This is a genomic window from Pradoshia eiseniae (assembly GCF_002946355.1).
In the GTDB taxonomy this organism is placed as follows: domain Bacteria; phylum Bacillota; class Bacilli; order Bacillales; family Pradoshiaceae; genus Pradoshia; species Pradoshia eiseniae.
Map to the genome: position 1 here is coordinate 724,064 of NZ_PKOZ01000001.1, position 12,326 is coordinate 736,389.

Genomic DNA, 12,326 nt, shown 5'->3' on the forward strand with positions numbered 1-12,326 from the left:
TATTTGGCGCAGGTCATGAGCTCCTGTGCTAAAATGGATTAATCATGATGGACATAGAACGAATAGAACAGGGGATAATAATGATGCAAGAGAATCGGAATTTATTATTAATCGACGGCTTCAATTTGTTGAGCCGAGGCTATTTTGCGACAGCCTACGGAAAGACAGAAGATCAGCTGTATAAAAGCAGCAAGGGTATTTATACGAATGCACTTCGTGTGTTTTTTCAAAAGATGTTCGCCTTGGTGCGTACGAATGAGGTCACCCATCTTGCTGTGGCCTGGGATGTGAAGAGGGAAGAATCCTCCCGGCGCCAGAAGTATGATTTTTACAAAGCGACTAGAGGGGAATTGCCGGCACCGTTGATTATGCAATATGAAGTGCTTACAGACATTCTGGATAAGGCGGGTGTCAAACAGCTGTCTGTTCCTTCTTTTGAAGCAGATGATGTAATTGGAACGATTTCAACTTTATGGAGTTCAAATGAGCTTGGAAACTGCTATATTTATAGCAATGACAGAGACCTATTCCAATTATTGAACGAGCGGACGACTCAAATCATTGCTGGAAAGGCTGGAGAGATACATTACACCATTGACCAATTCCGGCTTGACTATGGCATCGATTCGGCGCAATGGGTGGATGTTAAGGCCCTGCTCGGGGATTCGAGCGATAATATCCCAGGCTGCCCGGGGATTGGAGAGAAAACGGCTCTCCCGTTAATCCAGCACTATGAAACGCTGGAAGGAATATATGAGCAATTAGAGGAGCTCGATCCGAAGTTCAACCGGTGCCGAAAGAAATTGCATGCAGGCAGGGAATCCGCCTTCATTAGCAAGGAACTCGCACAAATTATCTGTGATATTGAGGAATTTTCCACTTGGACACATGAAGAATTAATGTATGACCCAAATCATGATCGATTGAAGGCGGAGCTTGAGAATCTGGAATTGAATATCCGGATTCGTTAAATGGCGGAAGGCAGCCGGTCACCGGCTGCCTTTCACTATGGCCCTTTTCAGATAATTCGACAAAAAACTATACCCAACAACTCGAAAATGTTTTACAATTATCTTGTATTGACATGAAGGAGTGTGTTTCTGGGGTCATGAATAATCTAGAAGAATACTTATGTAGATTGTCTTCGAAAGGATTCAAGCTTGGAGAAGAAGAAATCGGTTTTATCTATTTTGGAAAAGAGATGACTTCGGCTCCGGACTGGCTCGCCAATATAGCGATTGAATATACTCTAAAGGCGCAAAGGCGCTTTGATGGCGGATTTTATGTGTCTTTGCTTGAAACGTTTATGAATAATCAGGTCTCTTCCAGAAAAGAAGCCTATTATTTGATGGAGGAATACGGAATACAGGTTTCTTAATATAATGTGGCTGGGATAAAAGTATTTCAGTCAATAAAAAACCCGAGCTATTAGGCGATATTTTAATTAATATTTCGTCTAATAGGTTGGGTTTTTTAGATGTATTCAATAGATTTGTTCATTTTGTATATCATTTAATAACCAGTGGAATTTCGCTGCGGCTACTCGACTCCTGCGGGAAATAGAGGAAAGGCTGAGACCCCGCAGGCGTAGCCGAGGAGGCTAAAGCCTTCCTCCCCGCGGAAAGCGAGTGGACGAAAGCGCAATAGAACGAACCTTTTTTTTCAGCGTACCTCATTAATAAGAAACAAAGTCTATTATGATTTATTTAGATATCGTTCGTCTTTCAGGATTGTTTATAAGTTATGTCCTAGCAACATTTCCTATTTAGGCGTTTTTCCGGATTGCCTCCCGCGAAAGCTGGTCGGCTGTTTTGTTCTGTGACTCGGGAATCCACTTGATGAAAAACAGCGGAAATGCTGAAGCTAATTCCAGTGCTTCAGCGAGAAGGGAGCGGTAAGGCTCTTTCTTGACGAATTCCTTTTCAACTGCGTCAGCAACATGTCTTGAATCGGTTCTGACTGAAATGATATCTTCATACCCTTTTTCCTGACAAATTCTGAGGGCATGAATCAACGCTAAATATTCTGCCGCATGATTATCATGAACGCCAAGGGGAATAGAATAACGTTCCTGACCCTCGCCTGACTTAATGAATATACCGGCACCGCTTAGTCCGGGATTGCCTTTGGAGGCCCCGTCAATATATACTTCAATCATATCTAAAACATCCTTTTCCATATTGCTCTATGACAGATAGCGGGATAGAGCTTCTAGATAAAAAGTATCCTAGTTCAAGGGAAAAGTCTATAGTTATACCCGACTTAAAAAACGGTTACCTTAAGTATGAGTGATGCCTTTTTGGCATATAAGAAGTTAAACACCGAACATTTTATTCGAAAGGAGACCTCCATGAAGGTTACATTAAAATGGGTGTATACAAAATCGAAGCTGCCAAACGTTCCATTCACCTCCGAAGAAATGGACGGGGAGATTGCCATTCAGATTGCTGGGGATTTGGAGAAGCTTGGGCGGGCAAAGGAGATTTTGTTTATAGATGAAATTGGCCAGGAATGGACAAAGAAACAGTTCTTGAAGCTTCACGAGAAGGTGAAGGATGAACCTCATGATTGTGTGGTTCTTTTCGATGGAAGCCATGTTCCGGGTGAGACGGCAGCAGGTGCTGGTGCAGTCGTATATTACAAACAAAACGGGAAGACTTTCCGTGCCCGGTACAATGAACGCTTTGATTTAATTGAAGACAATAATGAGGCGGAGTATTGTGCCCTTTATGCTGCTTGCCTAAGATTAGAAGAGATTGGGGTTAAGCACCAAAGGATTATGATCAAGGGAGATTCACAGGTCGTGCTGAATCAGCTATCAGGAGAATGGCCTTGCTTTGATGAGGCACTTAACAGATGGCTTGACCGAATTGAGAATAAGCTCAAAGAACTTGGCCTTGAATTTGAAGTCCAGCCTGTCAATCGTAAAGCGAATGAGGAAGCGCACAGGCTCGCACAGCAAGCATTGCAGGGAACTTTCATTAACAGTCAAATGGAAATGCCGGCTGGAGGATGAGATGATGAGGGAGAAAGGGCATAAGAAGCACACGTTTAGGCAAGTCAATCATTTGTTGAATACGTACTGCCATGGCTGTTTTTTGCATAAGCAGCTGGTCGCTGAGCAAGGAAGAAGGCATGCACATCGGTTTTGTATTACGAAATGCACAGTTGGAGAGCAGCTTAAGAGTTTAGGGAGTCAATTGAATGAGAATTAGAAAAGCCGCCATATAGGAATATGGCGGCTGTTTGTTAGTGAATTAGTATTGTCCTTTTTGAACGTTTGCTGCTTGTGGTCCTCTTTCTCCATCGACGATTTCGAATGTGACTTCTTCGCCTTCGTTCAAGGATTTGTAGCCTTCGCCTTGGATAGCAGAAAAGTGTACGAATACATCGTCTCCGCCTTCAATTTCGATAAATCCAAAGCCTTTTTCATTGTTAAACCATTTTACTTTACCAGTTTGCATTTCTTTATTCCTCCTAAAACTGTGGCTCTGGCTGAGCCAAGAACATATTATCAAAACCGTAAAGAAGGTAATGACAATAACAATATACAATATTTAATTAGAGAGTGTCAAAATGAATTGTTAAAATAAATAGAATATTATAAATAACATTGTTGGTAAATTCATCATATCAGTATTAACTTAAGTCCAGTCATATGGTGTCGCTTGATAGACATAGTAATTCAGCCAGTTTGAAAATAGAAGGCTGGCATGGCTCTTCCACGTATGTAATGGGTTTTCCGCCGGATTATTATTCGGGAAGTAGTTCTCCGGAATTGGTACATCCGAGCCCTTCGTCAAGTCACGCTCATACTCCTGTGCTAAAGTGGATAGCTCATATTCAGGGTGGCCGGTCACCATGATTTGCTTGCCGTCTTTTGATGAGATGAGAAATAAGCCTGCTTGGTCTGATTCGGCAAGAACGATTAAATCCTCGTGTTGACGGATTTCTTCTGCTTCCACATCCGTATAACGAGAGTGAGGAGCGTAAAAGATATCATCAAACCCTCTGACCAGCTGGTCGTGGGGCTTTAGGACACGATGACTGTATATGCCTGTACATTTCTTCAACAATAATTGCTTTCTTATTCCAAAATGATGGTAGAGGGCTGCTTGGGCGCCCCAGCATATATGCATGGTTGAAGTGACATGATCCTTTGTCCAGTCCATGATTTCCTGCAGTTCCTGCCAGTAGTTCACATCCTCGAATTCCATCTTTTCGACGGGTGCTCCCGTAATGATCATCCCGTCAAAGCGCATGTTAGATATTTCGCGGAGGGTTTTATAAAACTGATTCAGATGAGTTGCAGATGTATGTTTGCTCTCATGAGTGCGCATTCTGAGAAAGGTGATATCGACCTGCAAGGGAGTGTTTCCGAGAAGGCGAAGAAGCTGTGTTTCCGTTTTCTCTTTTTCAGGCATGAGGTTCAGGATCAATATTTTGAGAGGGCGGATATCCTGGCTCATGGCCCGTTCATTATCCATCACGAAGATATTTTCGTTCTCTAAAATCCTCTTGGCTGGAAGAAGTTTAGGAATGGTTATTGGCATGCTGCAAGCCTCCTTTTCGTTGCGGATGTGAATCCGATATTATTATAATAATTGGAAAATTCAATCATCACTTGCAATATTTACTATTGTATTCATATTTTTATTGGCTGGCAAATATAAAATCTGTGTCTCTGATATAATTTTTGATAAACTAGAGGGAGAAAGATAGAGGGGGACTACCATGAAATCGAACACAGTTTTCAAAACCGATATTGAAATTGCAATGGAAGCGGAATTGAAACCGATTGACCAAATTGCTGAGAAGCTTGGCATAACGGAGGAAGAGTGGGAACCATATGGAAGGTATAAGGCAAAGATATCCTTGGATGTCTTGAAAAATAAAGCAGACCTGCCAGATGGCCGGTTGATTCTCGTTACTTCTATAAACCCGACCAAAGCAGGAGAAGGGAAATCAACCGTCACTGTAGGCCTTGGAGATGCCCTCTCACAGCTCGGAAAAAAAGCAGTCATTGCCATGCGTGAACCTTCACTCGGCCCGGTTATGGGGGTGAAGGGGGGAGCGACTGGAGGAGGATATGCTCAGGTGCTTCCGATGGATGAAATCAATCTTCATTTTACAGGAGATATTCATGCCATCACGACAGCTAACAATGCTTTGGCGGCCTTCATAGATAATCATCTTCATCAAGGGAATGATTTGAATATTGACCCAAGGAAAATCATCTGGAAAAGGGTGCTCGATATGAATGACCGTGCATTGCGCCAAATTGTCATTGGGCTTGGCGGACCAAAACAAGGCGTTGTGCGTGAAGATGGTTTTGATATTACGGTTGCTTCAGAAATTATGGCGATTCTCTGCCTGGCGAAGGATTTAGATGATCTTAAGGAAAGACTAGGAAAGATTATCATTGGATATACATATGAAGATAAGCCGGTATCTGTATCGGACTTAAAGGTTGAAGGAGCCCTGACGTTATTGCTGAAGGAAGCACTTAAGCCGAACCTCGTGCAGACAGTTGAGCATACTCCATCGATCATACATGGCGGCCCATTTGCGAATATTGCCCATGGCTGCAATAGTGTTATTGCGACGAAGATGGCCTTGAAGCTTGGGGATTATTGCGTGACAGAGGCTGGTTTCGGCGCAGATCTTGGCGGGGAGAAATTTTTGAATATCAAAACCGCTGCCGGAGACTTGAAGCCTGATGCAGTCGTCATCGTCGCTACGCTTAGAGCCTTGAAGTTACACGGCGGAGTACCTGCGGAAGATTTGAAAGAAGAGAATTTAGCGGCAATTGAGGAAGGCTTCTCTAATTTGGTGAAGCACTGTGAGACCATTTCAGCTTTTGGTTTGCCGTTTGTCATTGCTATGAATAAATTCTCAGGTGATACAGAGAAAGAGATTGCTCTATTCCTTCAGCTATGCGAGAAACATCAATATACTTGTTCGTTGACAGAGGTGTGGGAAAAAGGTGGAGCAGGCGGATTAGATTTAGCTCAAAAGCTTGAGAAACTGATTGAAGAGACATCCTCATCCTTCAAAAGGCTCTATAACAATACTGATTTGATAAGCGAGAAGATCAGCAAGATAACACGCATTGTCTATGGTGCAAACCGGGTTGAATACTCTAAAGAGGCACGGAGACAGCTTATGCAGTTTGAGGATGAAGGGTGGGGGAAACTTCCTGTATGTATGGCGAAAACCCAATATTCCCTTTCAGATGACCCTAGTCAGATTGGTCGTCCGGAAGAATTCACGATTCACATCAGAAAATTAAAGCCATCCATCGGGGCTGGTTTTATTGTCGCTCTGACTGGTGATGTGATGACCATGCCGGGTCTGCCGAAAAAACCTGCAGCCTTGCAAATGGATGTAGATGCTAAAGGAAATGCGGCAGGTCTCTTCTGACAAGAAAAAGGGGACTTCAATCAAGATGAGGCTTATCTCAGCTGATTGTTCGCTGAATGAATTGAAATATACGCGGAGTTGGTCTCCCGCCTGTTACAAGCTGGAGAGGTGGAGATCAGCTGCACGTTAATACTTAGGGGTATTGGGAGTGATCGCTTGTTTGATCCAACTGTATTTGAAAATTTGAAGGTCGTCGCAGAAGGGGCTTTTTATGATTTCGACCTTGACGGTGACATTGCTGTCATTGACCGGCATGACTTTATTGACCTAGCCCATATGTCACGTAAATTTGAGATAATCGTCAGATATGATGCTGACAAGGAAAAGGATATGGAATGTACCTTTTCTTTATCGGCCTCCTTGTCAGCTTTTGCTGAAGAGAAACTGCCTGCTTTCTCGAAAAGGAATCCTGGCTGTACGCTTAAATTTACGTTTCGTTTTATTGACCCGGAGCACCCGCTTAAGAATATTCATATCTTGAAGCAAAAATGGGATTCAGGGCATCGCTATCGCGTTTTTAAGCATGTACCAATCGGTTATAATCGAGACGGGTCCTATGTTACGATTGAAATAGAAAGAGAAAAGCCAATCTATGAGGATGATATTTCCTTGCTAATTACGTATGTGCAGGAGATTCAGCATATTTTAAGTACGGGGATGTAGCCCGCAAACCAGACGAATGGAGAGGATAATGATATGACTCTTTATGATTTAGAGGCTAAATCAATATCAGGTCATGATATCTCATTAAGCGAGTATCGCGGTCAAGTCATGCTGATTGTCAATACCGCAAGTAAATGCGGTTTTACTCCTCAATATAAGGAATTAGAAGGTTTCTATCAGAAATACAATAAAAAAGGCTTTGTTGTTCTTGGTTTTCCATGTAATCAATTTATGGCGCAAGAGCCAGGCGATGATATGGATATTCAAGCATTCTGCAAGACAAATTATGGTGTAACCTTCCCGATGTTCAGCAAGATTGATGTCAGAGGGGAGCATGCCCACCCTATATTCAAATACTTAACGGAAAAAGCCCCTGGTGTTATGGGTTCAAAAGCAATAAAATGGAATTTCACCAAATTCCTGATTGACCGAGATGGCCATGTCATCAAGCGATTTGCTCCTTCTACGAAAATGTCTGAGGTCGAACAAAGCATCATTGAATTACTATGAAAATCCCTCCCGCCGGGAGGGATTCCTCATACTAGGGGGATAAGTTGCAAACGAAATTGGTATATTCATATAGTAGGAGGAGAAGGATGAAAAAGGTAGCCTGGGTTACGGATAGCTCTGCGGTTTTAGATGAGGAGTTGAAGAGGCATCCTCATGTGTATGTTTTGCCTGTTCACCTGATCATTAACGGTCAATCCTATCTCGATGGTGTTGATTTGACGACGGAAGATCTCGTTCGCTCAATGGATAATGGAGATATCCTTTCCTCATCACAGCCATCAGTCGGGGATTTTGTTGAGTTGTATGAACGACTGGCTGATGGATATGACTTGATATTCTCTATTCATGTATCCAGTGCATTAAGCGGTACCTATTCAACAAGCCTACAGGCAGGCAAAATGGTCAATATCCCTGTCTACAGTGTGGATTCGAGCTTTTTGTCCTACCCATTAACACTCCTGTTGAAAAAGGCCATCAAGCTTTGGGATCATTTCCATGAACCTGAGATAGTCATCCAGAGCATCCATGCGATTAAATCGAAACTAAAGATTTTCGTATGGATCGGCTCTCTTCAGCAGCTGCATAAAAGTGGAAGATTATCAGCAAGCAAGTATTTACTGGGGAGCTTGATGAAAATTAAGCCTATTGTCACCTTTGAGGAAGGAAAGCTTGAAATCAAGACAAAGGTGCGGACATGGAAACAAGCAACGGAGAAAATCAGCAGCTATTTGGAGGAGTCCGAGACAAGAGGGAAAATAGAGGAAATCTTTATGCTTTACGGTCGAGATGAAAGTCAGGCTAAAGAATGGAAAGACTTGGTCGAGGCCGGGAATATAGATGCTAAAGTCAGTACAAATCCGCTTGGAACAGCCCTCGTCCTTCATGCCGGCACAGGAACAGTTGGAATTGGATGGCTGGAGAAGTAGAAGGGAATCGATCATTTGGAACATTTGATAAAAGAAGCAGAGGCTTTCGTAAAGGACCGGTTTAAAGAGGAAGTGACTGGCCATGACTGGCTTCATATGGAGAGGGTTCGCAAGCTTTCTTTCTTAATTTGGGAGCATGAGAGGGCAGGGGACCCGCTTTATATTGATTTAGTCGCTCTCCTGCATGATGTCGATGATGATAAACTCGCATCTAAAGAGCACACCCACACGCTAAAGGACTGGCTTATAAACATGGGGGTTCAACAAGACCTCATGCAGAATCTATTGACAGATACGGCGAATATCTCCTATAGGAAGGGCATACGATCTTTGCTTTCTCCTGAAGCGTTAATCGTCCAAGATGCCGACAGGCTGGATGCCATGGGTGCTATCGGAATAGCCCGGGCATTTGCCTATGGAGCCAAGAGCGGCCAGATGATTTGTCATAAGGATGACCTTAACGACCGAATGAGGGATAAAGGCAGCGGTAGCACCGTGGCTCATTTTTATGATAAATTACTAGTATTAAAAGACCTAATGAATACAAAGACAGGCAGAGAAATGGCCGAAGAGAGGCATGAGTTCATGCAGGACTTTCTCTGTCAGTTTAAAAAGGAATGGAAAGAATGAAAGTATTAAAGGGCATAGGCTTAAAGAAGGAATATGGTGAAAAAGTATTATTCGACAATATTGAGTTCTCCATCAGCGAAAACGAAAAAATCGGATTGATTGGACTGAATGGGACAGGAAAGTCATCCTTGATGAAAATCATCGCAGGGGCAGAAGAGGCAGATGGCGGTACTATTGATAAGCCTAAGGACTACCGAATCTCCTATCTTGGCCAGAATATCGAGGTAGAAGACGATGAGAAGGTTTTATCCTTTATTTATCGTAACGATTCCCCGGTATTTCGTGTAGTAAAGGAATATGAGGAATTGCTTGAAGAAATGAAGCAGTTCCCTGATAATAAAGCGCTTCTTGATAAAATGTTCAGTCTGCAGGCTAAGATGGATGCTGAAGGTGGCTGGGAGATTCATTCCAATGCGCAAATCATGCTCAATAAGCTGGGGATAACAGATATTAACGCTAAGATGGGCCATTTATCAGGCGGCCAGAAAAAACGATGTGCTTTAGCTAAAGCCTTAATGGAAAAAGCGGACCTTCTCATCCTTGATGAGCCGACAAACCATCTGGATTATGAGAGTATTGCTTGGCTTCAGGAATATTTGCAAAGCTATCAAGGCTCGATTCTTTTCGTTACGCATGATCGATACTTCCTTGATGAGGTGACGAAGAAAATCTGGGAGCTTGATCGGGGTATCCTCAATTCTTATGAGGGGAACTATGAGAAGTTTATTGAAATTAAATCCATTCGTGATGAAGTGGAGGCAAGGGCAGCCCATAAATTATCCAGACTGTACGCTAACGAGCTCGCTTGGATGAGAAAAGGCGCTAAGGCGCGGACGACGAAACAAAAGGCGAGAATTCAGCGCTTTGAAAGCCTCCAGGAAAAGACGAATCAAACGAGCAGTTCAGACGATTTGAGCCTTGATGTCTCCTCTTCAAGACTTGGCAAGAAGGTGCTTGAACTGAAGGATGTGGAGAAATCCTTCGGGGAGAAGGTTCTATTTAAGCCATTCTCCATCATTTTGCAAAAAGGTGACCGGATAGGGATTATCGGTTCAAACGGAAGCGGTAAGACTACGATGCTGAAAATGCTCGCTGGCGAAATTCCTGTTGGCGGCGGTGAGATAGACCGGGGGACAACGGTCAATATTGGCTATTACACACAGGAAAATGAAGACCTTCCACTGAACAAGCGGATGATTGAATATATTCGTGAAACCGCCGAGGCCATTACGCTTGCAAACGGGGAACGAGTGTCAGCAGCACAGATGCTTGAGCGTTTCTTATTTGAGCCGTACACGCACGGAACCATCATTGGTAAATTATCCGGTGGTGAGAGAAGGCGTCTTTATTTGCTTAAGATATTAATGGGTTCACCTAATGTGCTCCTCTTGGATGAGCCGACCAATGATTTGGATATCCAAACGCTGACGGTTCTAGAGGAATATTTGCAGCATTTTCCGGGTGTCGTCGTAACGGTATCACATGATCGCTATTTCCTTGATAAAACCTGTACGAAGCTTTGGATATTTAATGGACATGGCGAGATTAATGAATACCTTGGCCAGGCAACGGATTATTTCGAATGGAAGCAATCCCAGGAAAAAGAATCTGCTGCCGAGCAAAAAAGTGCGGTACCAAAACCAGCAAGGAAAGATGAATCGAAGCAGAAAAAACGCCTCTCTTATCATGAGATGCGCGAATGGGAAGGCATCGAGGAAAAGATTGCCGGAGTAGAAGAGAGACTTGAGGCGCTAGCAGCGGAATTGGCGAATACCGGAAGTGATTTTGAGCTTGCCGCAAGGTTGACGGAGGAAGAGAGCAGGCTAAATGAGGAACTCGAATTCCTCATTGAACGCTGGACATATTTATCTGAAAAGCAGGAGAGCTAAAAATCATACGAATGTAAATATTCGCCTAAATATGCTACAATCCCCCTAGAGATAAGTGGTCAGGGGGATTTTACTTATATGAAAATATTATCTATTGAACCAACACCAAGCCCGAACACAATGAAGGTCATACTCGATGAAGAGCTGCCAATGGGCAAAAGCACAAATTACAAAAAGGATGCGGCTGAGACAGCCCCGCCTTTTATCAAAGATATCCTGCAGATTGAAGGGGTCAAGGGCGTTTATCATGTCGCTGACTTTCTCGCGGTCGAACGGAATGCGAAATATGATTGGCCAGCCCTGTTGATGCAGGTGAGAACGATTTTTGGCGATGGCGACCAGCAGAGCGGATTGAGCCAATTAGCAACTGGACAAGGATTTGGAGAAGTGAAGGTCCAAATCCAGATGTTCAAGGGAATTCCGATTCAAATTAAGGCAAACAGCGATCTTGAGGAAAAGAGATGGTCCATGCCTGATGAGTTCCTTCATGCGTTCAAGCAAGCTCAGTTTGGCACGGACAATGCGGTCTTAATCCGAAAGTGGAGTGATTATGGCAGCAGGTACGGCAATTTGGATCAGATTGGCCAGGAGGTCATGGATGAACTGCTAGCGACATATCCGGCTGAGCGCCTGGATCAGCTTGTTAAGGATGCAAAGAATTCAAAAAGCGAAAGCATTGAAATCAGAAGGGTGCAAAGAAAGAAGCTGACAGCAGAGGACTTAGATCATCCGGATTGGCGGGAACGCTTTAAAGCGTTAGATTTGATGGAGGATCCGACCATTGATGATATTCCGCTCCTTGATAAAGCTCTTCAGGATGAGAAAGCCTCCATCCGACGGCTCGCAGTTGTTTATCTTGGGATGATAGAAGATACACAAGTCCTTCCATACTTGTATAAGGGGTTGAAGGATAAGAGTGTGACAGTAAGAAGAACGGCTGGTGACTGTCTGTCCGATTTGGGCTACCCGGAAGCAATACCTGCACAGATGGAAGCACTCAAAGATTCTAGCAAGCTCGTACGCTGGAGAGCGGCGATGTATTTGTATGAGGTAGGGGATGAATCCGCCTTGCCAGCTCTCCGTGAAGCAGAGGATGACGAGGAGTTTGAGGTGGCCTTGCAGGTGAAGATGGCCATTGAACGGATAGAAAAAGGCGAAGAAGCGCTAGGTTCTGTATGGAAGCAAATGACCGAGGCGCGAAAAGGGAAATAAAGACGAATGCTCGCTGCCGGTATGATTCCGGCAGCATTTTTCTGTTCGTTTCATATAGAGATAACACCAAGGA

Annotated in this window: 14 protein-coding genes; 11 read left to right on the forward strand and 3 right to left on the reverse strand. The window is 43.6% G+C overall.

Features of this window, described 5'->3' with window-relative positions; all coding sequences use genetic code 11:
* Positions 1-83 precede the first annotated feature (83 nt).
* Entirely contained in the window at positions 84-971 is an 888-nt protein-coding gene (locus tag CYL18_RS03605) for a 5'-3' exonuclease (protein WP_104848071.1), read from the forward strand.
* Between the two features lie 137 nt (positions 972-1,108).
* Positions 1,109-1,378, forward strand: coding sequence for a DUF6123 family protein (locus tag CYL18_RS03610; protein WP_104848072.1), 270 nt, complete (start codon positions 1,109-1,111; stop codon positions 1,376-1,378).
* Between the two features lie 387 nt (positions 1,379-1,765).
* On the opposite strand, the gene CYL18_RS03615 is transcribed toward CYL18_RS03610, so the two are convergent.
* Positions 1,766-2,158, reverse strand: coding sequence for a reverse transcriptase-like protein (locus tag CYL18_RS03615; RefSeq protein ID WP_104848073.1), 393 nt, complete (start codon positions 2,156-2,158; stop codon positions 1,766-1,768).
* A gap of 192 nt (positions 2,159-2,350) precedes the next feature.
* On the opposite strand from CYL18_RS03615, the gene CYL18_RS03620 reads away from it, so the two are divergent.
* Together CYL18_RS03620 and CYL18_RS03625 are read left to right on the forward strand one after the other, a co-directional pair.
* The gene (locus tag CYL18_RS03620) at positions 2,351-3,016 is read left to right on the forward strand and encodes a reverse transcriptase-like protein (RefSeq protein WP_104848074.1); all 666 of its coding nucleotides are present in this window, start codon (positions 2,351-2,353) and stop codon (positions 3,014-3,016) included.
* 1 nt (position 3,017) lies between these two features.
* Entirely contained in the window at positions 3,018-3,215 is a 198-nt protein-coding gene (locus tag CYL18_RS03625) for a zinc-finger domain-containing protein (protein ID WP_236636211.1), read from the forward strand.
* A gap of 42 nt (positions 3,216-3,257) precedes the next feature.
* Here CYL18_RS03625 and cspD read toward each other — a convergent pair whose 3' ends face one another.
* Positions 3,258-3,464, reverse strand: coding sequence for a cold-shock protein CspD (gene cspD / locus CYL18_RS03630; RefSeq protein WP_104848075.1), 207 nt, complete (start codon positions 3,462-3,464; stop codon positions 3,258-3,260).
* Between the two features lie 180 nt (positions 3,465-3,644).
* Complete coding sequence (gene metA, locus CYL18_RS03635) at positions 3,645-4,553, reverse strand: homoserine O-acetyltransferase MetA (RefSeq protein WP_104848076.1); 909 nt, start codon at positions 4,551-4,553, stop codon at positions 3,645-3,647.
* A gap of 181 nt (positions 4,554-4,734) precedes the next feature.
* Between metA and CYL18_RS03640 the strand changes: the two genes are divergently transcribed.
* From CYL18_RS03640 to CYL18_RS03670, 7 genes are all read left to right on the forward strand, one after another.
* The gene (locus CYL18_RS03640; protein WP_104848077.1) at positions 4,735-6,423 is read left to right on the forward strand and encodes a formate--tetrahydrofolate ligase; all 1,689 of its coding nucleotides are present in this window, start codon (positions 4,735-4,737) and stop codon (positions 6,421-6,423) included.
* Positions 6,424-6,579: 156 nt separating this feature from the next.
* A complete protein-coding gene (locus tag CYL18_RS03645) occupies positions 6,580-7,086 on the forward strand; it encodes a hypothetical protein (protein WP_104848078.1) in 507 nt (168 codons plus the stop codon).
* A 33-nt stretch (positions 7,087-7,119) separates the two neighbouring features.
* A complete protein-coding gene (locus CYL18_RS03650; RefSeq protein WP_104848079.1) occupies positions 7,120-7,596 on the forward strand; it encodes a glutathione peroxidase in 477 nt (158 codons plus the stop codon).
* A gap of 86 nt (positions 7,597-7,682) precedes the next feature.
* Positions 7,683-8,522 carry a DegV family protein gene (locus tag CYL18_RS03655; RefSeq protein WP_104848080.1) on the forward strand — a complete coding sequence of 280 codons (840 nt, stop codon included), beginning with the start codon at positions 7,683-7,685 and terminating at the stop codon, positions 8,520-8,522.
* 15 nt (positions 8,523-8,537) lie between these two features.
* The gene (locus CYL18_RS03660) at positions 8,538-9,152 is read left to right on the forward strand and encodes an HD domain-containing protein (protein ID WP_104848081.1); all 615 of its coding nucleotides are present in this window, start codon (positions 8,538-8,540) and stop codon (positions 9,150-9,152) included.
* Positions 9,149-11,041, forward strand: coding sequence for an ABC-F family ATP-binding cassette domain-containing protein (locus CYL18_RS03665; RefSeq protein WP_104848082.1), 1,893 nt, complete (start codon positions 9,149-9,151; stop codon positions 11,039-11,041). The genes CYL18_RS03660 and CYL18_RS03665 overlap by 4 nt, the downstream gene beginning before the upstream one ends.
* A gap of 78 nt (positions 11,042-11,119) precedes the next feature.
* Positions 11,120-12,253, forward strand: a complete 1,134-nt coding sequence (locus CYL18_RS03670; RefSeq protein WP_104848083.1) for a conserved virulence factor C family protein — start codon at positions 11,120-11,122, stop codon at positions 12,251-12,253.
* The last annotated feature ends 73 nt before the right edge of the window (positions 12,254-12,326 follow it).

Excerpts from the sequence above, each read along its gene's own strand:
- CYL18_RS03605 (WP_104848071.1), top strand. The coding sequence starts at position 84 with ATGCAAGAGAATCGGAATTTATTATTAATCGACGGCTTCAATTTGTTG.
- CYL18_RS03610 (WP_104848072.1), top strand. The coding sequence starts at position 1,109 with ATGAATAATCTAGAAGAATACTTATGTAGATTGTCTTCGAAAGGATTC.
- CYL18_RS03615 (WP_104848073.1), bottom strand. The coding sequence starts at position 2,158 with ATGATTGAAGTATATATTGACGGGGCCTCCAAAGGCAATCCCGGACTA.
- CYL18_RS03620 (WP_104848074.1), top strand. The coding sequence starts at position 2,351 with ATGAAGGTTACATTAAAATGGGTGTATACAAAATCGAAGCTGCCAAAC.
- CYL18_RS03625 (WP_236636211.1), top strand. The coding sequence starts at position 3,018 with ATGATGAGGGAGAAAGGGCATAAGAAGCACACGTTTAGGCAAGTCAAT.
- cspD (WP_104848075.1), bottom strand. The coding sequence starts at position 3,464 with ATGCAAACTGGTAAAGTAAAATGGTTTAACAATGAAAAAGGCTTTGGA.
- metA (WP_104848076.1), bottom strand. The coding sequence starts at position 4,553 with ATGCCAATAACCATTCCTAAACTTCTTCCAGCCAAGAGGATTTTAGAG.
- CYL18_RS03640 (WP_104848077.1), top strand. The coding sequence starts at position 4,735 with ATGAAATCGAACACAGTTTTCAAAACCGATATTGAAATTGCAATGGAA.
- CYL18_RS03650 (WP_104848079.1), top strand. The coding sequence starts at position 7,120 with ATGACTCTTTATGATTTAGAGGCTAAATCAATATCAGGTCATGATATC.
- CYL18_RS03655 (WP_104848080.1), top strand. The coding sequence starts at position 7,683 with ATGAAAAAGGTAGCCTGGGTTACGGATAGCTCTGCGGTTTTAGATGAG.
- CYL18_RS03665 (WP_104848082.1), top strand. The coding sequence starts at position 9,149 with ATGAAAGTATTAAAGGGCATAGGCTTAAAGAAGGAATATGGTGAAAAA.
- CYL18_RS03670 (WP_104848083.1), top strand. The coding sequence starts at position 11,120 with ATGAAAATATTATCTATTGAACCAACACCAAGCCCGAACACAATGAAG.